General features: G+C 63.2%; 19 protein-coding genes. 9 read left to right on the top strand and 10 right to left on the bottom strand.

Annotation, left to right across the window (positions count from 1 at the left end; all coding sequences use genetic code 11):
* Positions 1–30: 30 nt before the first annotated feature.
* The 3 genes from NG898_RS23640 to NG898_RS23630 all read left to right on the top strand — a co-directional run bounded on the left by NG898_RS23640 (position 31) and on the right by NG898_RS23630 (position 3,509).
* A complete protein-coding gene (locus tag NG898_RS23640; protein ID WP_252694701.1) occupies positions 31–1,593 on the top strand; it encodes a SulP family inorganic anion transporter in 1,563 nt (520 codons plus the stop codon).
* 305 nt (positions 1,594–1,898) lie between these two features.
* Positions 1,899–3,035 carry a collagen-like triple helix repeat-containing protein gene (locus tag NG898_RS23635; protein WP_252694700.1) on the top strand — a complete coding sequence of 379 codons (1,137 nt, stop codon included), beginning with the start codon at positions 1,899–1,901 and terminating at the stop codon, positions 3,033–3,035.
* A gap of 165 nt (positions 3,036–3,200) precedes the next feature.
* Positions 3,201–3,509, top strand: coding sequence for a putative quinol monooxygenase (locus NG898_RS23630; RefSeq protein ID WP_252694699.1), 309 nt, complete (start codon positions 3,201–3,203; stop codon positions 3,507–3,509).
* A gap of 78 nt (positions 3,510–3,587) precedes the next feature.
* On the opposite strand, the gene prpF is transcribed toward NG898_RS23630, so the two are convergent.
* The 4 genes from prpF to prpB all read right to left on the bottom strand — a co-directional run bounded on the left by prpF (position 3,588) and on the right by prpB (position 9,795).
* Positions 3,588–4,772: a 2-methylaconitate cis-trans isomerase PrpF gene (gene prpF, locus NG898_RS23625; RefSeq protein WP_252694698.1), complete on the bottom strand. Its 1,185-nt coding sequence runs from the start codon at positions 4,770–4,772 to the stop codon at positions 3,588–3,590.
* Positions 4,769–7,366 carry a Fe/S-dependent 2-methylisocitrate dehydratase AcnD gene (gene acnD, locus NG898_RS23620; protein ID WP_252694697.1) on the bottom strand — a complete coding sequence of 866 codons (2,598 nt, stop codon included), beginning with the start codon at positions 7,364–7,366 and terminating at the stop codon, positions 4,769–4,771. The genes prpF and acnD overlap by 4 nt, the downstream gene beginning before the upstream one ends.
* A 316-nt stretch (positions 7,367–7,682) precedes the next feature.
* Positions 7,683–8,852 carry a bifunctional 2-methylcitrate synthase/citrate synthase gene (prpC, locus tag NG898_RS23615; protein WP_027679536.1) on the bottom strand — a complete coding sequence of 390 codons (1,170 nt, stop codon included), beginning with the start codon at positions 8,850–8,852 and terminating at the stop codon, positions 7,683–7,685.
* Positions 8,853–8,898: 46 nt separating this feature from the next.
* Positions 8,899–9,795, bottom strand: a complete 897-nt coding sequence (gene prpB / locus NG898_RS23610) for a methylisocitrate lyase (protein WP_252694696.1) — start codon at positions 9,793–9,795, stop codon at positions 8,899–8,901.
* A 194-nt stretch (positions 9,796–9,989) separates the two neighbouring features.
* On the opposite strand from prpB, the gene prpR reads away from it, so the two are divergent.
* Entirely contained in the window at positions 9,990–11,948 is a 1,959-nt protein-coding gene (prpR, locus tag NG898_RS23605) for a propionate catabolism operon regulatory protein PrpR (protein ID WP_252694695.1), read from the top strand.
* 50 nt (positions 11,949–11,998) lie between these two features.
* Here the strand turns inward: prpR and NG898_RS23600 are convergent, their stop codons facing one another.
* The 5 genes from NG898_RS23600 to NG898_RS23580 form a co-directional block, all read right to left on the bottom strand.
* A complete protein-coding gene (locus NG898_RS23600) occupies positions 11,999–12,313 on the bottom strand; it encodes an AzlD domain-containing protein (RefSeq protein WP_252694694.1) in 315 nt (104 codons plus the stop codon).
* Between the two features lie 14 nt (positions 12,314–12,327).
* On the bottom strand, positions 12,328–12,960 hold the full coding sequence (locus NG898_RS23595) for an AzlC family ABC transporter permease (RefSeq protein WP_252694693.1): 633 nt from the start codon (positions 12,958–12,960) through the stop codon (positions 12,328–12,330).
* A 64-nt stretch (positions 12,961–13,024) separates the two neighbouring features.
* Positions 13,025–13,483 (bottom strand): DUF2000 family protein, encoded by a 459-nt coding sequence (locus tag NG898_RS23590; RefSeq protein WP_252694692.1) that lies wholly within the window; start codon positions 13,481–13,483, stop codon positions 13,025–13,027.
* 1 nt (position 13,484) lies between these two features.
* A complete protein-coding gene (locus NG898_RS23585) occupies positions 13,485–14,072 on the bottom strand; it encodes a hypothetical protein (protein WP_252694691.1) in 588 nt (195 codons plus the stop codon).
* Positions 14,073–14,230: 158 nt separating this feature from the next.
* Complete coding sequence (locus tag NG898_RS23580; protein WP_252694690.1) at positions 14,231–14,545, bottom strand: hypothetical protein; 315 nt, start codon at positions 14,543–14,545, stop codon at positions 14,231–14,233.
* Between the two features lie 578 nt (positions 14,546–15,123).
* Between NG898_RS23580 and NG898_RS23575 the strand changes: the two genes are divergently transcribed.
* The gene (locus NG898_RS23575) at positions 15,124–15,819 is read left to right on the top strand and encodes an HD-GYP domain-containing protein (RefSeq protein WP_252694689.1); all 696 of its coding nucleotides are present in this window, start codon (positions 15,124–15,126) and stop codon (positions 15,817–15,819) included.
* Between the two features lie 239 nt (positions 15,820–16,058).
* Complete coding sequence (locus NG898_RS23570; RefSeq protein WP_252694688.1) at positions 16,059–17,405, top strand: GGDEF domain-containing protein; 1,347 nt, start codon at positions 16,059–16,061, stop codon at positions 17,403–17,405.
* A 22-nt stretch (positions 17,406–17,427) separates the two neighbouring features.
* Here the strand turns inward: NG898_RS23570 and NG898_RS23565 are convergent, their stop codons facing one another.
* On the bottom strand, positions 17,428–17,997 hold the full coding sequence (locus NG898_RS23565; RefSeq protein ID WP_252694687.1) for a cysteine hydrolase family protein: 570 nt from the start codon (positions 17,995–17,997) through the stop codon (positions 17,428–17,430).
* A gap of 322 nt (positions 17,998–18,319) precedes the next feature.
* Between NG898_RS23565 and NG898_RS23560 the strand changes: the two genes are divergently transcribed.
* From NG898_RS23560 to flgG, 3 genes are all read left to right on the top strand, one after another.
* Positions 18,320–19,864, top strand: a complete 1,545-nt coding sequence (locus tag NG898_RS23560) for an FAD-dependent oxidoreductase (protein ID WP_252694686.1) — start codon at positions 18,320–18,322, stop codon at positions 19,862–19,864.
* Between the two features lie 290 nt (positions 19,865–20,154).
* The gene (gene flgE, locus NG898_RS23555; protein WP_252694685.1) at positions 20,155–21,366 is read left to right on the top strand and encodes a flagellar hook protein FlgE; all 1,212 of its coding nucleotides are present in this window, start codon (positions 20,155–20,157) and stop codon (positions 21,364–21,366) included.
* A gap of 40 nt (positions 21,367–21,406) precedes the next feature.
* Positions 21,407–22,192, top strand: coding sequence for a flagellar basal-body rod protein FlgG (flgG, locus tag NG898_RS23550; protein ID WP_252694684.1), 786 nt, complete (start codon positions 21,407–21,409; stop codon positions 22,190–22,192).
* Positions 22,193–22,197 lie beyond the last annotated feature (5 nt).

Here is a 22,197-nt window from a genome sequence, read left to right as displayed (position 1 = left end):
GCGTGCGCAGTTCATACAACTCCAACAACCATGCAGACACCAACCTCTCCGGCTTTCTTCCCGCGCGACATGCTCGCCGGGGTCATCGTGTTCTTTGTCGCCCTGCCGCTGTGCCTGGGTATTGCCAACGCATCGGGCGTTGACCCGCTTGCGGGGCTGCTCTCCGGCATGATCGGTGGCCTGGTGGTCGCGCTGCTCAGCGGCTCGCAACTGAGCGTGAGCGGCCCGGCTGCGGGCCTCGTCGTGATTGTCGTGGACGGCATTGCCAAGCTGGGCGGTTTCTCGGCATTTCTGGTGGCCGTGGCGCTGGCGGGCGCGCTGCAGTTTGTGTTCGGCATGCTGCGCGCCGGGCGCTTTGCGGCGTATGTGCCGTCGTCCGTCATCAAGGGCATGCTCGCGGCGATCGGGCTGCTGCTGATCATCAAGCAGGTGCCGCTCGCGCTTGGGATGGCAAGCGGAGATGCCGCTGCCGGCGCCGGCACGCTCGCCACACCGTTTGGCGCGTTCTCGGTCACGGCGATGCTGGTGACGCTGCTCTCCGCCGCCGTGCTCATCGGCTGGGATACGCCGATGCTGCGACGATTCACGCTGGTCCGCGCGCTGCCTTCGCCGCTTGTTGTGGTGGCACTCGGCATTGGCGTGACCTTGCTGCTTGAAGTGGTGGCACCAGGCATTGCAGTACCGGCTGAGCATCGTGTTGGTCTGCCGTCGCTCGCGTCGTTCGGGGCGTTTCTCGATGCGCTTGAGTCGCCCACGCTTGGGGCATTGGGCAATCCGGATGTCTGGCGCCTAGCGATGGCGCTGGCCATCGTGGCCAGCCTCGAGACGCTGCTGTGCCTGGAAGCCGTCGAACAGATCGACCCAAAGAAACGTGCCGCATCGCCGGATCGCGAGCTGAAGGCACAGGGCATCGGCAACATGGTGGCGGGCGCGCTGGGCGGGCTGCCGATCACGTCCGTCATCGTGCGCAGTTCGGCCAACGTGCACGCCGGCGCGCAGAGCCGCTGGTCGGCCGTCGTGCATGGCGCGCTGCTGCTGGCGAGCGTGTTTGCGCTCACCGCCATCGTCAATCTGATTCCGCTGGCGTGCCTGGCCACCATCCTGATCTTCACCGGCTACAAGCTCGCCAAGCCGTCGCTGTTCGTGGCGGTGGCGCGGCAGGGGTGGGACCGCTTTGCGCCGTTCATTGCAACCATCGTCGGCGTGCTGCTGACGGACTTGCTGATTGGCATCGTGATCGGCATTGCGCTGAGCATCGCGCTGGCGATCCGCGCCAACCTGCGCCGCACGATTGTCATGGCGCGCCATCACGACCACTTCCTGCTGTCGTTCCGCAAGGACGTGTCGTTCATGGGCAAGGTGCCGCTCAAGCGCTATCTGGCGCAGGTGCCGGACCACGCCACGCTCATCGTCGACGGCGCCCGAGCGGATTACATCGACCCGGACGTGCGCGAGATGGTCGAGCACTTCATCGAGGGGGCGCCGGCGCGCGGCATCGTTATCGAGCGCCATCACTTTGATGCCGCCGCTTCGAAACGCCCCGCCGGTTTGCGGCTGCCCCGACTGCCATTCGTTCGTGCGGCAACCCGATAATCCAGTCACCGGTATTTAACTCAATTTGGGTAATTTAGAACGCTGCCTCAAAACACATGCAAGTGCCCGCGTATATCGAGAACGTTTGCGGCCCCCGCTATGCCCGGTTTTACGTGGGTATCCTACGTAAATCCGGCGTCGGGGCGCGGTTTCTCCGCGTTTTACAATGTTTGCAATTGACGCAGAATCGGTGAATAGACTTAATTTGAACGCGCTATCCAGTTAATCCGGGGGCGTACCGATAACGTATCGAATCAGGCAAAAAGTGCGCATTATCAAGCGCATTTTTAAAACGGGAGGCAGACATGAAGACATTGCAACGAGGGACCCTGGTTTCGGCGGCCTTGGTCGGCCTGCTTGCGCTGGGCGGTTGCGCTAGCTCCGGCTCGGGCGACATGAGCGGTACGTCCGGCAGCGACGGCAGCTCCGCCAACAACGGCGGTGGCTCCGGTTCCAACGGCTCGGGCGGCACGACCACCACCGCATCCACCACGCCCACCGGCGAAGTGGCGAACAAGAGCGGCGGCGTGCTGACGGCCACGGGCGGTGCCGTCAGCGGGCTCGGTTCGACCATCGGCGGGAGCAATCTGCCAGGCGCATCGGCGCTGGGCAACGTGGTCGACAACGTAGGCAACACAGTGTCGGCCCTCGGCACGGGCGTGCAGTCCGGCCTGGGCAGCATCGGCACCAACCCGAACCCGATCGGCACCACGGTATCGAGCACCGGCAATGTGGTGACGCAGGTCGGGAACACCGTCGACGCAACAGGTGGCCTTGTGAGCAGTCTGGGCGCAGGACCGCTGCAGCCGCTGTCGCCGGTCACGTCACCGGTGGGCGGCGCGGTCTCGCAGGTTGGGCAGGCGGTGGCGGGCGCGGGCGGCACGCTCGGCACGGCCTTGTCGACCGGGCCGGTGGAGCAGGTCACGCAGCAGGTCAGTTCCGCTGTGGTGCCGCTCACCTCGCAGGTGACCACCGCCACGCAGACGCTGGGTAACACAACAGGCCTGGGCGCTCCGGCAACCAATCTGCTGCAGACCGTGGGCGACGGGGTGGCGAATGTGGGTACGTCGCTGACGGCGACGAACGCGCCAGTCGTGTCCGGCCTGGGTGGTGTGGTGACTGCGACGGGCAACACGGTGGCCGCGTTGGGCGGCGTGACCTCCACGCCGGGCGGGGCGACTTCGGCAAATCCGCTGGCGCCGATTACCGGCGCGCTGGGCGGCGTGGGCGGCGGCAGCAATCCGCTGGGGAGCGTGACGGGCGCCTTGGGCGGTGCAGCCGGCGGCGGCACGACGGCTGGAGGTGTGACTGCGCCGGTCGGCTCGCTTGTCACCACCGTCGGCACTTCGCTTACTTCCACTGGGGCTGCGACGCCGCTTGCGCCCGTCACGGGCGCGGTGGGTGGCGCACTGACCACGGTGGGCGGCGCGTTGCACCACTGAGCGTAGCAGCACGGCGGGCCGGCCTGTGCGCTTGGCCCGTCATCGAGCCGTTCCCGCTGCGTGTGGGGCGGCTCGTACGCGTGTTCGTATGACGCGGCCTGCCGCTTTCGGCATACAGTACGCCTGACCGCGCATGCCCCTTCAGCGCAGTATCAGGAGACCGAAATGATCAAGCACGCATTATTTGCCCGGCTCATTGCCAAACCGGGCAAGGAGCAGGCAGTGGCCGATTTCCTTTCCGCCGGCCTGCAAATGGCCAACCAGGAAGCGACCACACCCATCTGGTTTGCGCTGCGCATTGCGCCCAATGTCTTCGGCATCTTCGATGCCTTTGCCAGCGAGCAGGATCGCCAGGCACATCTCGACGGTCCGATCGCCAAGGCGCTCATGGCGAATGCGGCCGAGCTGCTGGCCTCACCGCCTGAGATTGCGCCGATCGAGGTGCTCGGCATGAAGAACACCGGCACAAACTGAGTTCCGAAAAACAAAAAAACCGCCGCATCCGGCTGAAGCAGGATGCGGCGGTTTTGCTTTGCGTGCGCCGTCGGCGGGTCAGCCCGGCACGCGCACCCAGCCTTCCATCAACACGCGCGCGCTGCGGCTCATGATGGCCTTGGTCACGGTCCATTCGCCGTCAACGAGCTTGGCCTCCGCGCCCACGCGCAGCGTGCCGGACGGATGTCCGAAGCGCACCGCACCACGTTCTCCGCCGCCAGCCGCCAGGTTGACCAGCGTGCCGGGAATCGCCGCTGCCGTGCCGATTGCGACCGCTGCCGTGCCCATCATGGCGTGGTGCAGCTTGCCCATCGACAACGCGCGTGCGAGCAGATCCACATCGCCCGCGCCAACCTTCTTGCCGCTCGATGCCACGTAGTCCTTCGGCGGCGCGACGAACGCCACCTTGGGCGTGTGCTGCCGCGTGGCGGCTTCGTCGATGCTCTTGATCAGACCCATGCGCACCGCGCCGTGCGCGCGAATGGTCTCGAACATCGCCAGCGCTTTCGCATCGCCGTTGATGGCGTCCTGCAGCTCGGTGCCGGTGTAGCCGATGGCCTCTGCGTTGATGAAGATCGTCGGGATGCCCGCGTTGATCATCGTCGCCTTGAGCGTGCCCACGCCGGGCACATCCAGGTCGTCGACGAGGTTGCCGGTGGGGAACATCGCGCCGCCGCCGTCACCGTCTTCCTCGGCTGCGGGGTCGAGGAATTCGAGCTGCACTTCCGCCGCCGGAAACGTCACGCCGTCGAGCTCAAAGTCGCCCGTCTCCTGCACCGCGCCGTTGGTGATGGGCACGTGCGCGATGATGGTCTTGCCGATGTTGGCCTGCCAGATGCGAATGACGGCGACGCCGTTTTGCGGCACTCGGCTCGCATCGACCAACCCGTTGCTGATGGCGAACGGGCCGACCGCTGCGGAGAGGTTGCCGCAGTTGCCCGACCAGTCGACAAACGGCTTGTCGATGGAGACCTGGCCAAACAGGTAGTCCACGTCATGGTCCGGGCGCGTGCTTTTGCTGAGGATCACCGTTTTGCTGGTGCTCGACGTGGCGCCACCCATGCCGTCGATCTGCTTGCCGTACGGGTCGGGGCTGCCGATCACGCGCATCAGCAAGGCGTCACGCGCGGCGCCCGGCTGCTGAGCGGCCTCTGGCAGGTCTTGCAGACGGAAGAACACGCCCTTGCTGGTGCCGCCACGGATGTAGGTGGCGGGAATCTTCACTTGCGCGGGATGGCTCATGCTGCCTCCTTGGAAGACTCAAGGAAGTCCTGTGCGAAACGCTGCAGCACGCCGCCGGCTTCGTAGATCGACACTTCCTCATCGCTGTCCAGGCGGCACGTGACGGGCACTTCCACGCGCTCGCCGTTTTTGCGATGGATGATGAGCGTGAGGTCCGCGCGCGGCTTGCGTTCGCCGACCACGTCAAAGGTTTCGGTGCCGTCAATGCCGAGCGTGAGGCGCGTGGTGCCCGACTTGAACTCCAGCGGCAGCACGCCCATGCCGATCAAATTCGTGCGGTGGATGCGCTCAAAGCCTTCCGCCACGATGACTTCCACGCCGGCCAGGCGCACGCCCTTGGCGGCCCAGTCGCGCGAGCTGCCCTGGCCGTAGTCGGCGCCGGCAATCACGATCAGCGGTTGCTTGCGGTCCATGTAGGTTTCGATGGCTTCCCACATGCGCGTGACCTTGCCTTCGGGCTCGATGCGCGTGAGCGATCCCTTCTTCACGGTGCCATCGACCACGGCCATCTCGTTGATGAGCGTGGGGTTGGCAAACGTCGCACGCTGCGCGGTCAGGTGGTCGCCGCGGTGCGTGGCGTACGAGTTGAAATCCTCTTCCGGCAGGCCCATCTTGGCCAGGTATTCACCTGCGGCGCTGCTCGCCAGGATGGCGTTGGAAGGCGAGAGGTGATCGGTCGTGATGTTGTCTCCCAGCACCGCCAGCGGGCGCAGGCCCTGGAGCGTGCGTTCACCGGCCAGCGCGCCTTCCCAATAGGGCGGGCGGCGGATGTAGGTGCTCTGCGGGCGCCAGTCGTACAGCGGGCTCACATTGGCCACAGAAGCGCTGCGCTGTTCGAACATCGGGATGTACACCTTGCGAAACTGCTCCGGCTTGACCGACGCACGCACGATGGCGTCGATCTCTTCGTCCGTCGGCCACAGGTCTTTGAGCAGGATCGGCTTGCCGTTTGCATCCGTCCCGAAGCTGTCGCGTTCGATATCGAAACGCACCGTGCCCGCAATCGCATAGGCCACCACCAGCGGCGGTGACGCGAGGAACGCCTGCTTGGCGTACGGGTGGATGCGGCCGTCAAAGTTGCGGTTGCCCGACAGCACGGCCGTGGCGTACAGATCGCGGTCAATGATCTCTTGCTGGATCTTTGGGTCCAGCGCGCCGCTCATGCCGTTGCAGGTGGTGCAGGCAAACGCGACGATGCCGAAGCCCAGCTTTTCCAGTTCGTGCTTCAGGCCGGCTTCTTCCAGATACAGCTCAACGGCCTTGGAGCCCGGCGCCAGCGAGCTCTTCACCCACGGCTTGCGCGTCAGGCCCAGGCGGTTGGCATTGCGCGCCAGCAGCGCCGCGGCAATCACGTTGCGCGGGTTGCTGGTGTTGGTGCAGCTCGTGATGGCGGCGATGATGACGGCGCCGTCCGGCATCTGGCCCGGTGTTTCTTCCCATTTGGCGGCGATGCCCTTGGCGGCCAATTCGGTCGTTGCCACACGTGCGTGCGGGTTCGACGGGCCGGCCATGTTGCGCACCACGCTCGACAGGTCGAAGCGCAGCACGCGTTCGTATTCAGCGTTCTTGAGCGTGTCGGACCACAGGCCCGCGGTCTTGGCGTACGTCTCGACCAGCTTGACCTGCTCGTCGGTGCGACCGGTCAGGCGCAGGTAGTCGAGCGTGTTGTCGTCAATCGAGAACATCGCCGCGGTGGCGCCGTACTCGGGGGCCATGTTCGAGATGGTGGCGCGGTCGCCCAGCGTGAGCTTGGAGGCGCCTTCGCCGTAAAACTCAAGGTATGCGCCCACGACCTTCTGCTTGCGCAGGAATTCGGTCAGTGCCAGCACGATGTCGGTGGCGGTAATGCCGGGCTGGCGCTGGCCGGTCAGCTCCACGCCGACGATGTCCGGCAGGCGCATCCACGATGCACGGCCGAGCATCACGTTCTCCGCTTCCAGGCCGCCCACGCCGATGGCGATCACGCCCAGCGCATCCACGTGCGGCGTGTGGCTGTCGGTGCCGACGCAGGTGTCGGGGTAGGCCACGCCGTCGTGCGCCTGGATGACGGGCGACATTTTCTCCAGATTGATCTGGTGCATGATGCCGTTGCCCGCCGGGATCACGTCGACGTTCTTGAACGCGAGCTTGGTCCAGTCGATGAAGTGGAAGCGGTCTTCGTTGCGGCGGTCTTCAATGGCGCGGTTCTTGGCGAAAGCGTCGGGGTCGAAGCCACCGCATTCCACCGCCAGCGAGTGGTCGACGATCAACTGCACGGGCACCACCGGGTTGACCTTGGCGGGGTCGCCGCCCTGGTCGGCAATCGCGTCGCGCAGGCCGGCCAGATCGACCAGCGCGGTCTGGCCCAGGATGTCGTGGCACACCACGCGCGCCGGGAACCAGGGGAAATCCAGATCGCGTTTGCGTTCGATGAGTTGCTTAAGCGAATCGGTGAGCGTGGCCGGGGCGCAGCGGCGTACCAGATTCTCGGCGAGGACTCGGGAGGTGTACGGGAGCTTGTCGTAGGCGCCGGCTTGGATGGCTTCGACGGCTTCTCTCGCATCGAAGTAGTCGAGCTGGGTGCCGGGGAGGGGTTTGCGGTGTGCTGTATTCATGGTGTGGGTGCATCCCTTGTTTCATCCCCTATCGGGGGCGGGCGGTTGTGGTCCATCCCGGGTATCGTCCCCTGCCGGGGCCGACTCACTTTTCTTTGTCTTGCCAAAGAAAAGTAAGCAAAAGAAAGGCGCGCCCGAGATGGCGACTTCCCCTTGAATTTCTGTAACCGGGCGGAGACGGGAAAAACTCGCTTCGCTCAAACAGTTTCCCGTCTTCTTTCCGCCCGCTTACAGAAATTCAAGGCGCCATCTAGGGCAGGAACGTCAACGGCCACACCATCTACGGTCTGGGGTTGACGTTCCTTCTGTTGCGGTCTTACGGACGCTTGCCGATCGGTACAAATTTGAGGTCGTCCGGGCCGGTGTAGTTCGCGCTCGGGCGGATGATCTTGTTGTCGATGCGCTGCTCGATGATGTGCGCTGCCCAGCCCGACGTACGCGCGATCACGAACAGCGGGGTGAACATCGCGGTCGGCACGCCCATCATGTGGTACGACACGGCGCTGAACCAGTCCAGGTTCGGGAACATCTTCTTGATGTCCCACATCACGGTTTCCAGGCGCTCGGCAATGTCGAACATCTTGGTGTTGCTGGCTTCCTTCGACAGCTTGCGCGCCACTTCCTTGATGACCTTGTTGCGCGGGTCCGACACGGTGTACACCGGGTGGCCGAAGCCGATCACGACTTCCTTGGCTTCCACGCGGCGGCGGATGTCGGCTTCGGCCTCGTCCGGGGTGTCGTAGCGCTTCTGGATTTCGAAGGCGACTTCATTGGCGCCGCCGTGCTTCGGGCCGCGCAGCGCGCCGATCGCGCCGGTGATGGCGGAGTAGATGTCCGAGCCCGTGCCGGCAATCACGCGGCCCGTGAATGTCGATGCGTTGAACTCGTGCTCGGCATACAGGTTGAGCGAGACGTGCATGGCATCGACCCACGACTTCGGCGGCTCCACACCGTGCAGCAGGTGCAGGAAGTGGCCGCCGATGGAGTCGTCGTCCGTTTCGACTTCGATGCGCTTGCCGTTGTGGCTGTAGTGGTACCAGTACAGCAGCATCGAGCCGAGCGAGGCCATCAGGCGGTCGGCGATGTCGCGTGCGCCGGGGGTGGCGTGGTCGTCCTTTTCGGGCAGCACCGTGCCCAGCACCGACACGCCGGTGCGCATCACGTCCATTGGGTGCGCGGAGGCGGGCACCCATTCCAGGGCGGCCTTCACGTTGGCGGGCAGGCCGCGCAGCGCCTTCAGCTTGGCCTTGTAGGCCGCCAGTTCAGCCTTGTTCGGCAGCTTTCCGTGCACCAGCAGGTGGGCAACTTCTTCAAACTCGCACGCGCCGGCCAGGTCGAGGATGTCGTAGCCGCGGTAGTGCAGGTCATTGCCAGTGCGGCCAACGGTACACAATGCGGTGTTGCCGGCCGTCACGCCCGACAGGGCCACGGATTTCTTCGGCTTGAAAGCGCCGGCGTTCGGCGTGCTGTTATCGGCTTCGCTCATGGTGTGGTCTCCTTGGATGCGTTGAATTGGTTTGGATGCGGAGGCGTTATTTCTGTGCGGCAAACAGCGCGTCGAGCTTGTCTTCGTACGCGTGGTAGCCGAGATATTGGTACAGATCGGCGCGCGACTGCATGGTTTCCACGGCCGCCTTCTGCGTGCCGTCACGCATCACCGTTTGATAGAAGTTGAGCGCCGCTGCGTTCATTGCGCGATAGGCGCCGCAGCAGTACAGCGCGATATCGACGTTGGCGCTACGCAGCTCGTCGGTGGTAAAGAGCGGCGTGCTGCCGAACTCCGTCAGGTTGGCCAGGATGGGCACCTTCACGGCGGCCTTGAAGCGGCGGTAATCGTCCAGCGTCTTCATCGCCTCTGGAAAGATCATGTCGGCGCCCGCTTCCACGTAGGCGACGGCGCGCTCGATGGCGGCGTCGATACCCTCGGAGGCGGCTGCGTCGGTGCGGGCCATGATGACGAAATCGTCATCGGTGCGGGCGTCCACGGCGGCCTTCACGCGGTCGACCATCTCGTCGGTGGAAACGACTTCCTTGCCTGGGCGATGGCCGCAGCGCTTCTGGCCAACCTGGTCTTCCAGGTGCACGGCGGCCACACCGGCCTTGATGAACGAACGAACGGTGCGTGCGATGTTGAAGGCGCCGCCCCAGCCCGTGTCGATGTCGACCATCAGCGGAATCTGCACGGCATCGGTGATGCGGCGGGCGTCGATCAGCACGTCTTCCATTGTGCTGATGCCCAGATCCGGAATGCCCAGCGAGTTGGCAGCCACGCCGCCGCCCGACAGGTACACAGCCTTGAAGCCGGTCTGCTCTGCCATCTTGGCAGCGTAGGCGGTGATGGCGCCCACCACTTGCAGCGGTTGGGATTCAGCCACGGCGGCACGGAATTTAGCGCCGGCGCTGGCGGGGTGTCGTTGGGTTGTGCTCATGAGGGCTCCAGAAAGAACGGCCTAAGAGAGCAGGAAGCGGGCCACCCGGGCGAGCCACCGTAACCCCTTGATTCTTATGGATGTGACGTTGCCGTCCGCGTGCACTCTGTTTCAGAAATGAAATTTGCAATTTCAATATGGAAACGCTCGGCGCATAATGTCCGGACCGCTGTTTTTTCTGGCCGCACCGCACCATGAGCTCCACTGAAACCGACCTGACCGACCGCCCCCGCATCTGGGCTTGCGGCATCAGCCGCCTGAGCGATCTCTTCCTCGACATTGCCGCCGAATACAACGACCGCGCCGAGCTGCGCGTCATCACACGCGGCTTTGAAGACATCGTGCGCGAGATCGATGCCGCCGGCGCTGACCGCCCCGACGTAGTGGTGGCGGGCGGCTCCAACGGCGCGTATCTGAAGCCGCGTCTGTCGCTGCCCGTGGTCGTCATCAACCCGACAGGTTTTGACGTGATGCACGCGCTGGCGCGGGCACGGCGGGATGCAGAATCGGTAGCGCTCGTCACCCACGGCGAGACGCCCGAGGAAGTGCGCCGCTTTGTCGCCGCCTATGGCATGGACGTGGTGTTTGCCTCGTATACCTCGCGCCAGGGCGCAGAGAGCTGCGTGCTGGACCTGCGCGACCGTGGTGTGGGCGTGGTGGTTGGCCCCGGCTTAGTGACGGACCTGGCGACGCAGGCGGGCATGAACGCCGTGTTCCTGTATTCGCGTGACTCTGTGCGGGCCGCATTCGATACCGCGCTGGAAGTCGTACAGGCCACGCGCCGCGAAACGCTGCGCCGCCAGCGGCTGGACAACCTGCTGCAGCATCTGCGTGACGGTGTGGTTGCGCTGGATGCGCAGGGCCGCGTGGAAGCCATCAACCAGCGGCTAGCCACAGCGCTGGGCATCGAGGCCAAGCAGGCCATCGGGCAACCGCTGCTCAGCATCGCGCCCAACCTGCTTGGCTTGCTGCCCGATGCCGACGGCGACACGCTGGGCACCGTGCGGGGCGTCAACTACGTCATCCACCGTGGCCCGCTGACGAGCACCGGCGCCGGCGCGGCGGAAGGCACGGTCTTCACCTTCCAGGAATCCCGCGCGGTGGAGCGGCTGGACCGCACGCTGCGCTCGCGCCAGCGCCCGCAGCAGTTCAGCGCGCGCTACCGGCTCGAAGACCTCGTGGGCGAGTCGCTGCCGATGGAGCGCGTGCGCACGCTGGTGCGTCGCTATGCAAAATCCGACGCCACCGTGCTCGTGTTGGGCGAATCCGGCACGGGCAAGGAGATGGTCGCGCAGGGTATGCATCAGCTCAGCGCGCGGCGCGATTTTCCATTTGTCGCCATCAACTGCGGCGCATTTCCCGAGGCGCTGCTCGAAAGCGAACTGTTCGGCTACGAGGAGGGCGCTTTCACGGGCGCGCGCAAGGGCGGCAAGACCGGGCTGATTGAAGCCGCGCACCGTGGCACGCTGTTCCTCGATGAAATCGGCGAGATGCCGCTGCCGCTGCAAAGCCGCTTGCTGCGCGTGTTGCAGGAGCGCGAGGTGGTGCGGCTGGGCTCCACCGAGCCCACGCGCGTCGATATCCGCGTGGTGGCCGCCACGCACCGCGCGCTGACGGATGCGGTAGAGGCCGGCACTTTCCGCGCAGATCTTTACTACCGACTCAACATCCTCAGCATTGCGCTGCCCCCGTTGCGCGAAAGGCCCGACGACGTGATGCCCCTGGCCGCCGAACTGCTCGTGCAAGCCGCGCGCCGCGAACCGCGCCTGCTGCTGCGCATTGCCGATACGGAAGAGGCCGCCCGCGTGCTGGCCGGCATTGCCGAGCCGCTGCGGCGCTACGCCTGGGCCGGCAACGTGCGCGAATTGCAGAGCGTGGTCGAACGGATCGCCGTGGAGTTGGCTTATACCGAAGACGCCAGCGCCGTCACGCAAGACGTGCTGCGGCTGATTGCGCCGGAAGTGTTTGCCCACGCCGCGCCGGGCAAATCGGCAGCATTGACGCTGCGCGAGCGCAGCCGGGGCGTGGAAGCCGAAGAGATACGCGTGGCGCTGGCGGCGCACGGCGGCGACCGGGATGCGGTCTGCGCGGCGCTTGGCATCAGCAAGACGACGCTGTGGCGGCGGTTGCAGGAGGCGGCATCGGCGCGGTAAGTCCCTTCCTCCGGCGCGGCACGCCGGTCAACGTGTCGTTTTGCAGGCGATCAAAGGAGGGAGCGTAACAGCGTCAGTCCGCCGATGCCGACGATAACACTAAGCAGTGCGTTTCGCCACATCAGATAGGTCAAGGCAACACCACAAAGCGCAATCAATTCCAGGCCGATCTGACTCGACATCCCGCTACTTCCAAGGGCGTTCGCAACCAGGACGGCCATCACGCAAAGCGGCAATTCCTGATTGAGTTGGGTCACCGGCCGGCTGCGTAGCACCGTGCGGTTGATCATCAACGGGGATGCCCTGAGAAGGACCGTCAGTACGCTCATGATGCCGACGCCGATCCATTGTTCAATGCTGCTCATTCCGTCTCGCTCCTTCAGGACGCTTCCAAGGCGCTACCGCGGACCAGTGCGCGCGCTAGCAACGTGACCAGTCCCAATCCGAGGGCTGTGACCAACAGATAGTCTGTCGCCAGTCGCGTCGCTATAAAGTAAGCCAATACGCCTACCAGTGCCGGGGCCAGTTTTCTTTGCGTTAGGTATTGTTCGATGGCGAGAATGGTGAACAGCGACGGCAGCGCAAAGTCCAGGTTGGGAATCCAATTCGCAACCTGTTGTCCGAACAGCACTCCAAGCGCGGTTCCCGCGATCCAGTAGCCGTGATGAATCAACGTCACGAACATGGCGAACTGCTGCCTCCTATTCGCGGGAAGGGTGGTGAGAACGGAGTAGTTTTCGTCTGTCAGCGCTGCGACGACATAGGCCCGGTGCCAGCGCCGAGCAGGCAGCTGCTCAATCAGCGGGATGGCGTAGAGGACATGGCGCAGGTTGATCAGTAGCGTCGTTATGGCAAATGTGCCAAGCCCTGTGGTCATGCCCAACAACGGCACTGCCGCAAATTGGAGTGCGCCGGCAAAGATGAAGACGCTCATCGCGACCACGATGGCGGGTGACAATCCCGCTTGCATGGCAAGGACGCCAAAGGCAAATCCGGTGGGTAAATAACCCATACCCACTGGGATGGTCAGCCGCAGAAGAGCGGCCCGGTCGGATCCCTTCGTGGTCGCGGGTGCTTCATTCCGTCGGTGCAACACGAGAGATCTCCGATTCCTTGTACAGGGAGAACGACTTGATGAGCGGGCGAATCGCTTCTTCATGGCCAAACAGCGCAACGCAGATCAGCTTGTTCTGCTCGGGAGTCGCAGCCAGGGTTGCTGCCTGCTGATTCTCAGCGCTGGTGCCGATCATGGAGTCAATGAAGGCGTTGTGCGGGATGCCTGTATCGCGCAGCGCGCAAATCAACTTCTCGAGGGAGGATGAGCGTTTCGCTCGCAGCACGATGGCAGGAAACTCGCTGATGCGGCTTTCCGATGAAAAGGCTGGGCTGGGATATGCCAACAGGTTCCATGCATCCCGACGGTTGGATCCAATGAGTCCCAGCACAGAGTGTGCGACGGCATTGATGATCGTGGGGGCGGGGAACTCCGAGTTCACGACGATCACCGTCTTACTTGCGTTGTCTGCGTATGCCATCTTATTCAACTGCGACGAAAAGTCGTTGATCAGCGGCTGTAGCCAGCGCTTTGCCCGCAGAGCTTGAATGGGTGTGCTGTGCGTATTCGAGCCAACGGAACTGATGTTCGATCATGTTTGAGATTCCCCACAATTCCCGCCCGGCGAAACCGGGCCTGTCTCCGCATGCAATAGCGGCCTGACGCAGGTATAGGCTTCGAGGCCAGTCTCGGGAGTTCTGGCCCGCAAGATGCGCGAGGTGATGCCAATCGTGGGCGGGTAAGTCCGAGACAAGACAACCTAGCCGAACAGGTGCATGGATCACTAACATTCGCACGCTCCAAATCGCCACCTGGATCATGTGGCGCGTGGTTCTAATCGGGCCGCCACCGGAACGCTCGGGATAACGCTCTCCGCAAAATCGTCCCCAACAGCGAGCTGCATGCGCGTCCCAGTCGGACGGAGCGGATCCGGTCACATCCCACGCGTGTTCGGTTAGGAACTGGAGCAGGGCGCTGATGTGGTACAGAACCGTCATGGGAATGAACACCGCAATCAGATACGCCTTCAGACCGAGCAGAGCGGCGAACACAAAATGCAGGCCAACCATGACCCATGCCAGCGTGACCTCGTGGCTCTTCCCTCGGACCAGAATCGATCTCAAGCGTGCTTGAAGAAACAGTGCGTGGAAAGCGGGGCTAAAGACGGTGATCCAAAGCGTCTGCCATAACTCCTTTCTCGTTCGACCAGGCATAAATCCAAGCTGCGCTAGAAATGCGGCATCTGCGTCTTGCTTTGTGGTGAAAATGTCTGCGTTATGATGCGCAAGGTGTTTTTTTTATATTCGCTGCCATTTTGCACAAAGATGATCGAAGGAATTAATTTTGTGTAGAATTTATTGAGTGCTGCGCTGCAAAAGAGGCGATTGTGAGTGGCGTGGTGCAAGTGAGTGACCTGCAATTTGCGCAAGACTCCGACTAGAACAATCCATAGCAGAAAGATGAGAGGCCATGCGACCGGTGTATTCGATTCTGAAAGCAGTGCCAAGAGTTGAATGGAAAGAGCGCCAATTAGCGGCGTCATTGCAATATCTACTGTCTTTGGAATTGAATATGGTTTTTCTGAATCATCGAGCGGTTTTCCTGTGAGTCAGGTGAGAACTGGCTGCAATAAAATAGGAAATCTGTTCATTGATTCTCGAACGCCTCGTTCAAACATCCGGCCCCCTATATAAATGGCTCAATTTGATGGGAATATGAGGAGGGGATAATAGTTCTTCATTGGGGTCGCAGATTTTTGTTTGCAAAATTCAACTATTTTATTGCGTACTTTGTGGTGTTATTTTATTTTCGTGGTCAGATTATTTCTTTGTTGCCACTGTCCTTCGACGCAGCAGTAACTGAGCAAGTGGATTGCTGCCGAGCTTTTCGACATCCGTGACACGGTGACGCTAGCTACGTCGCTACGGCAGAGACGCGAACGGGATGCCGTCTGCGCAGCATTGGGCATCAGCAAGACGACGCTGTGGCGACGGTTGCAGATGGGCTAGATCAATAATCAGCGGCGCGGGTGTTGCGGTCGACCGGCGGGGTGACTATCGTGCAATGCTCCATAGAGCCTCACTGCGTACCGACAGGTGCGCGACCAAGAAGGTCAACACCATGGCACAACAAAGCCGCCCCCACATCATCCTCGCCAGCCTGACGCTTGCTGGCGGGTCGCGCTATCCGTCGGCTCTGGGCCATCTGCTCCGGACGGCCGCTGTTGCGGCGTATCTGGCAAACGTTTTGGAGCTCGACGACGCCGAGCAGCGGCACATCTACCTTGTGGCCCCCGTGCACGACATCGGCAAGCTGGGCATTCCGGATGACGTGCTGCTCAAGCCCGCATCCCTGACCGATGCAGAGCACGAGATCATGCAACGGCACTCGGACATCGGTGCCGACCTGCTTGCCGGAACGCCCGATCCGATCCTGCAAATGGCGGCGAGCGTTGCGCGCCATCATCACGAGCACTTTGACGGCAGCGGGTATCCCGCCGGCCTTGCGGGTGAAGACGTCCCGCTTGCCGCACGCATCGTGGCCATCGCAGACGCGTTCGACGCCATGCTGGAGCCGCGCGTCTACCGTCAAGCGATGCCGGAAGACGACGCACTCGATGCGCTGGCAGACCGAAGCGGCCAATACTTTGACCCAACGCTGGTGGAGTGCTTCCTGAACAAGGTGCCAGAGGTTCGGCGCGTTCGTGCTGCTACGGAACGCCTGATACAGCAGTACGGCGACGTGTCGGGCGTCATCCGGTTCTACGGCGCACGAGATAAATCCCCTGCATTCCTGAGGCATATCCAGACGCTTTGATGGCGGCGCGCGGCGCAGGGCATCATTGCTGGCGGCGCACGCCCGGGTGACGAAACGCCGCGCGTGGCGATCCTGCCAAACGGGGTCACGCTCTTCGCGTAGATGATTGCCGCGACACCCAATTTGGCAAGCTTTAGCCGTGCAGCGCAAAGCCCACATAACCCTTTGGACGGCTTTTCGGTCGGGCCGGAACCGTGGAGAATCGCGCTCCAACCCTGCTCGCCAACCTGTAGTTCGGAATGACAGAAAACAATCCCTCGGAGACTGCCCGGCATGCCCTCAGGCTGCTGGCCTCACGCAGGTTGGCGCCCACGCCAGACAACTTTGCCTCGATCTATTACGAGATCGCCGGCAGCAAGCCAAACGGAGACGCCTCGGACGCCGAACGGATGGCGCTGGTACGGGAGTTGTGCGAACAGCTCGCGCGCACGGTGGAATGCTGCCTTCCGGTGCTCGGTGAGGACGATGCCAGCATCGGCCCCGCCGCCTGGGCGCTGATCCGGGCCTGCCGCTCCGAATTCGAAAGCCTGGCCAACCTGACCGCCAAGCTCTCGACGTTTAACCACCGGCTGTCGCTCGCGGCCGAAGACCAGAGCGAGATCCGTCGGGCGTTGCTGGGCCTGCTGCAACTGGTGTTCGAGAACATCGGCGAGCTGTCATTGGACGACCGCTGGCTGCGCGGCCAGATCGAAGCCCTGATGAAAGCCAGCGAAGCCCCCGTGAGCCTGCGCCGGCTGGATGACCTGCGGCGCCGCCTCATGGAGGTGATCCAGAAGCAAAGCTCGCTGAAGTCGAAATCGATCGAAGCCCAGGAAGAGATGAAGCGGCTGCTGGCCGCCTTCATGGAGCGCCTGTCGGCCGCCGCCGAAACCTCGGGCGAGCATCACCGCCAGATGGAAGCCTGCGCCAAGAAGATCGAATCGGCCAACAGCATCGCGGAGATCGCGCCGGCCATTCAGGACGCGCTGTCGGCCACCCGCTGGATGTCGGTGGAGTCGGCCCGCAATCGCGATGTGCTGTCGGCGATGAAGGTGAAGGCCGAAGAGGCCGCCGCCGAGGTGGCGCAACTGCGCAAGGCGCTCGACATGGCATCGGCTTCAGCGCGACACGACCTGCTGACCGGCGCGCTCAACCGCAAAGGTCTGGAAGAGGCGCTGGAGCGCGAAGTTGCCCGGGCGGCGCGCCAGAACACCACACTCTCCATTGCGTTTCTGGACATCGACGACTTCAAGTCGATCAACGACACGCACGGCCACAGCTTTGGCGACGATGCGCTGTCGCACCTGGCCCAGGTGGCCCGCGAGTCGATGCGCCCGCAAGACACGCTCGCCCGCTTTGGTGGCGAGGAGTTCGTGATCCTGATGCCGGACACGCCGCTGGAAGAGGGCGTGCAGACCATCGTCCGTCTGCAGCGGGCGCTCACGCAGCGCTTCTTTGCGGCGGGTGACACGCGGCTGTTCATCACCTTCTCTGCCGGCGTGGCGGAAGTCGGCAAGGACGAACCACCCATGGCGGCCGTCCACCGCGCCGACCGCGGCATGTATCAGGCCAAGCGCGCCGGCAAGAACAAGGTGGTCAGCACCTGAGGCTCGCTAAAAAACGCTGTGATTACTCCAGCAGCGACAACGCATCTGCCAGCGACAGCACCGTCGTGCGCGATTCAAACGCCGTGGCAAAAAGACGGTCGTGCACGATCGGGTCCGGGTCGTAGCAGCAGTCCTTCACGGTGAACAGGCGGTAGTCCGCATCGCTCGCGTGGGCAATGGACGACAGCATCACGCCCGTCGACGCAACCCCCACCATGATCAAGGTATCGATGCCCTGCGCGGAGAGCCGCACCTGCAGATCGGTGCCGTAGAACACGCTGGCGCGGTGCGCAATGATGATCGACTCATCGGGCTGCCGGCCGAGTTCCGGCGAGATGCTGTCTTCAACGAACAGCCCCAGTTGCTTCACGCCTTGTCCGTTCTTGTTCAACGGGCTGACTTCCGGATAGCCGGGGCTGAAGTGGAACTTCGCAAAATAGACGCTGACGCCTTTGGCTCGCGCAGCGTCGCACAGCGTGCGGGTGTTGGAGAGCAGCGTGGGCGCGACCGATGGAAACAACGCCATGATGTCGGTTTGGTAGTGCATGACCAACAACGCCGTTTGCTTGGGGACAAGCGCGAATGTCGACATAGGGCTACACGATCAGGTACGGGATGGCGGTCGACTCTATCACGCCCACCTGTGTGAATTGGCCACAGCCGAGCGCGCCTCCCATTGCTGCCCGCCAGCCGCAGCGCTACATTACGACCTTGTCGAAAAAGGCAGACTTGGTTTGGTAAGCCCAAGTCCTTCCCTGCACTTACATTGCGCGCAGCGGAAGCTCTGGCCGTGCCGCGTGCACTAGTCCCCCGACGAACATCGGACGCCATTCCGGCGCCCATTGTTCGTCCGTGCGGTTCTAGATGGAGACACGACGAGCCGCTCCGGTCGAACGACCACACAGGAGTCGTTCATGCACGACACAACTGTCTACGACGTTGTCATTGCCGGCGCCGGCCCGGTTGGTTTGTTCCTCGCCTGCGAGCTGCGCCTCGCCCGTCTCTCGGTGCTGGTGCTTGAGCAAGCCGAAACCCCGCACTCACCCTTGAAGCAGCTCCCGTTCGGGATGCGCGGGCTGTCATCTCCCTCTATCGAAGCGTTCTACCGTCGCGGTTTGCTGGCCGACATTGCGGCGCAGCCTCGCGCGCAAGATGCACATAGCCGCCGCAACGCGTCGACCGCGCATTGGATGCAACACCAGCGTCGCCCAGGCGGCCACTTTGCGGGCATCCAGTTTTTCCACGACAAGATCGATATCGATAGCGCGCGCTGGCCGTATCGCTTACCAAGTCCGGCCGACACCCATATGGCCAGCGACATGGCACACATCGAATCCGTGCTGGCCACGCGCGCCAACGCAATGGGCGCAGAGATCCGGCGTGGCGCCGGTGTGACCGGCTTCGAGCAGACCGGCGACGCTGTGACCATCCATGCGGGCAGTGAGACCTTCCGCGCACGCTGGCTGGTCGGATGCGATGGCGGCCGCAGCACGGTACGCAAAGCGGGCGGTTTCGAATTTGGCGGTACGGACCCGGAGTTCACCGGTTATTCCGCTGAAGTTGAACTGGCAGCGCCGCATACGCTCGCACCGGGCCGTCACTACACGCCGACCGGCATGTTCACTTACCAACCGCCCGGCACCATCGCCATGGTCGACTTTGATGGCGGCGCGTTTCATCGCACGCAGCCGGTCACGCTGGAACACGTGCAAGCGGTGTTACGGCGGGTTTCCGGCGTGGATGTCACCGTCGCGGCGCTCAAGCTTGTGACCACCTGGACGGACCGCGCGTTTCAAGCGACCACCTACCGCAACGGGCGCGTGCTGCTCGCTGGCGATGCAGCGCACACGCATTCACCGCTGGGTGGCCAGGGGCTGAACCTCGGCCTGGGCGATGCCATGAATCTTGGGTGGAAGCTCGCCGCCACCATTCGTGGCGACGCGCCCGACGGTTTGCTCGACAGCTACACGCTGGAACGGCACCCCGTGGGCGCGCAGATTCTCGATTGGTCGCGCGCGCAGGTTGCGCTCATGCGGCCAAGCCCCAGCACGCGCGCGCTCGCAGCGATCATCCGAGACCTGATCGAGACGCGCGACGGGGCGACCTATTTTGCAAGCCGCGTCTGGGGCCTGTCGCTGCGTTATGACCTGGGCGACGGCCACCCGCTGGCCGGCCGCAGCGCGCCCGACTTTGCGCTTGCCGACGGCACCCGCCTTGGCGAGCGCCTGCGCAATGGCAGAGGCCTGTTGCTGGATTTCACCGCAGGCGCGTCGCTGCAAACGCTGGCAGACGGGTGGAATGATCGCCTCGTCCATGTCACTGGCGATGCGACCGACGCGCAGGGCCTGAGCGCCGTGCTGGTGCGCCCAGACGGCATCGTCGCGTGGGCGGCCGAGGGTGCAGTGAGCCAGGCGGAACTGGTTCAAGCCGCCATGCGCTGGTTTGGCGAGCCTGTCTGACCATGCATCATGAAACGCCTCGATTCAATTCAGAATGATGCGGTGCTTTTAGCCTTTTAATTCAAAGTTTCGACATCAGAATCTCGTAAGAATCGTAAGAAAGCGCTTTAAAAACAGGCCGAATAAGGTGTTCGCAAGGGAAAAGCAACACGCAGGTTAAAGACGAAAACATCATGGTCGATGAGCGGATGGCGACGCCGTGAGGTCGACTCCGAAGTCTTTAACGCAAGCTGGCCGTTCCAACTGGCTGGCCCCCAGAACGGCGGTACAACTTTCCAAGCGAGAACATCATGGGATTCCAACAAGGGCTGAGCGGCCTGAATGCCGCGTCCAAATCGCTAGACACCATCGGCAGCAACATCGCCAATGCCAACACCGTCGGCTACAAGAAAGCGACCACCGTGTTTGGCGACGTGTATGCACGCTCGCTGGTGGGCGCGTCGGACAACCAGATCGGGCAGGGCGTGAACGTGACCCGCGTGTCGCAGTCTTTCACCCAGGGCAATGTCACGCGGACGGGCAATCCGCTGGACATCGCTATCAATGGCACGGGGTTTTACCGCATGGTGGACCCGGGCAGCGGCCAGGTTTCATTCACGCGCAACGGCCAGTTTCATACCGACAAGAACGGCTACATTGTCTCCGCCACGGGCCAGAACCTGACCGGCTACGGCGTGGATGCAACGGGCAAGGTCAACACGGCTGCGCTGGTCAACCTGCAGATTCCCGTGAACGATCTGGCGCCGCTGGCCACCACCAGCACCGTGTTTGGCGTCAATCTGGATGCGGGTGCCAAGGTGCCCGCCACCACGCCGTTCTCGGCCACCAACTCGGCCACGTTCAACCACTCGGTGTCGCAGCAGGTGTACGACGGCACGGGCAAAGCTCATACGCTCACCAATTACTACGTGCGCACCGCCACGGGGTGGGACGTTCACGCCATGGTGGATGGCGCGGCACCCACAGGCGGCAACCCGATCAGTACGCTCACCTTCAACGGCAGCGGGCAGTTGACCTCCACGCCTGCCAAAGTGAACGTGGCCTTTGCCGGTATGAGCATCGGCAGCATCGATATGACCGGCACCACGCAATACGGCGGTGGCTACAACGACACCGCGCCGGGCGTCTCGCAAGACGGCTACGCCACCGGGCGCCTTGCCAGCTATGCCGTGGGCAATGACGGCACGGTGATGGCGCGCTACTCCAACGGCCGCACCGCCGTGCTGGGCCAGTTTGCGATGGCCAACTTCAAGGCGCCGGACGGCCTGCAGAACATCGGCGGTAACCAGTGGGTGGAGACGGTCGATTCGGGCGCGGCCAATCTCGGCACGCCGGGCATGGGGTCATTCGGCTTGTTGCAATCGCAATCTGCGGAGCAGTCGAACGTGGATCTGTCTGCCGAGCTCGTCAACATGATCGTTGCGCAACGCTCGTATCAGGCCAACGCGCAGACCATCAAGACGCAGGACACGATCCTGCAGACGCTGGTCAGCCTGCGTTGATCGCCCACGTTGCTGATTCTGACTCTGACGAGGCCACCAATTGATCCGCTCCCTGTGGATTTCCAAGACCGGGATGGACGCCCAGCAAACACAGCTGGACGTCGTGTCCAACAACCTGGCGAACGTCAACACGACGGGCTTCAAGCGTTCGCGCGCCGTGTTCGAAGATTTGCTGTATCAGAACGCGCGCGAGCCCGGCGCACAGTCATCGCAGCAGACCACGCTGCCCTCCGGCCTGCAGATCGGCACCGGCACACGCGTGGTCACGACCGAGCGTCTGCACACGCAGGGCAACCTGACCAAAACTGGCAATTCCACCGACGTGGCCATCAACGGCAACGGCTTCTTCCAGGTGCAGATGCCCGACGGCACGTTGGCCTACACGCGTGACGGCAATTTCCAGATCAACGCCCAGGGGCAGCTTGTGACCTCCAGCGGCTATGCGGTGCAGCCGGCCGTGACGGTGCCGCAGAACGCCACCAGCCTGACCATCGGCAAGGACGGGGTTGTGACGGTCACCACGCCGGGCACGGTCAACAACACACAGGTGGGCACGTTCCAGCTGGCCAACTTCATCAACCCGGCCGGCCTGCGCAGCCTGGGCGAAAACCTGTATGCGGAAACCGAAGCCTCCGGCACGGCCAACCTGGCCAACCCGGGCTCGAACGGCGTGGGCGCGCTCAATCAGAACTACGTAGAAACGTCCAACGTGAACGTGGTGGAAGAAATGATCCAGATGATCCAGACGCAGCGCGCGTACGAGATCAACAGCAAGGCCGTGCAGACGGCCGACCGCATGCTGGAGAAAGTCGCGCAACTCAAGTAATGAGG

The organism is Ralstonia mojiangensis, assembly GCF_023955645.1.
Classification (GTDB): Bacteria; Pseudomonadota; Gammaproteobacteria; order Burkholderiales; family Burkholderiaceae; genus Ralstonia; species Ralstonia mojiangensis.
The sequence above is the reverse complement of the archived record's forward strand: the minus strand, read 5'-3'. Positions and strand labels throughout refer to the sequence as shown.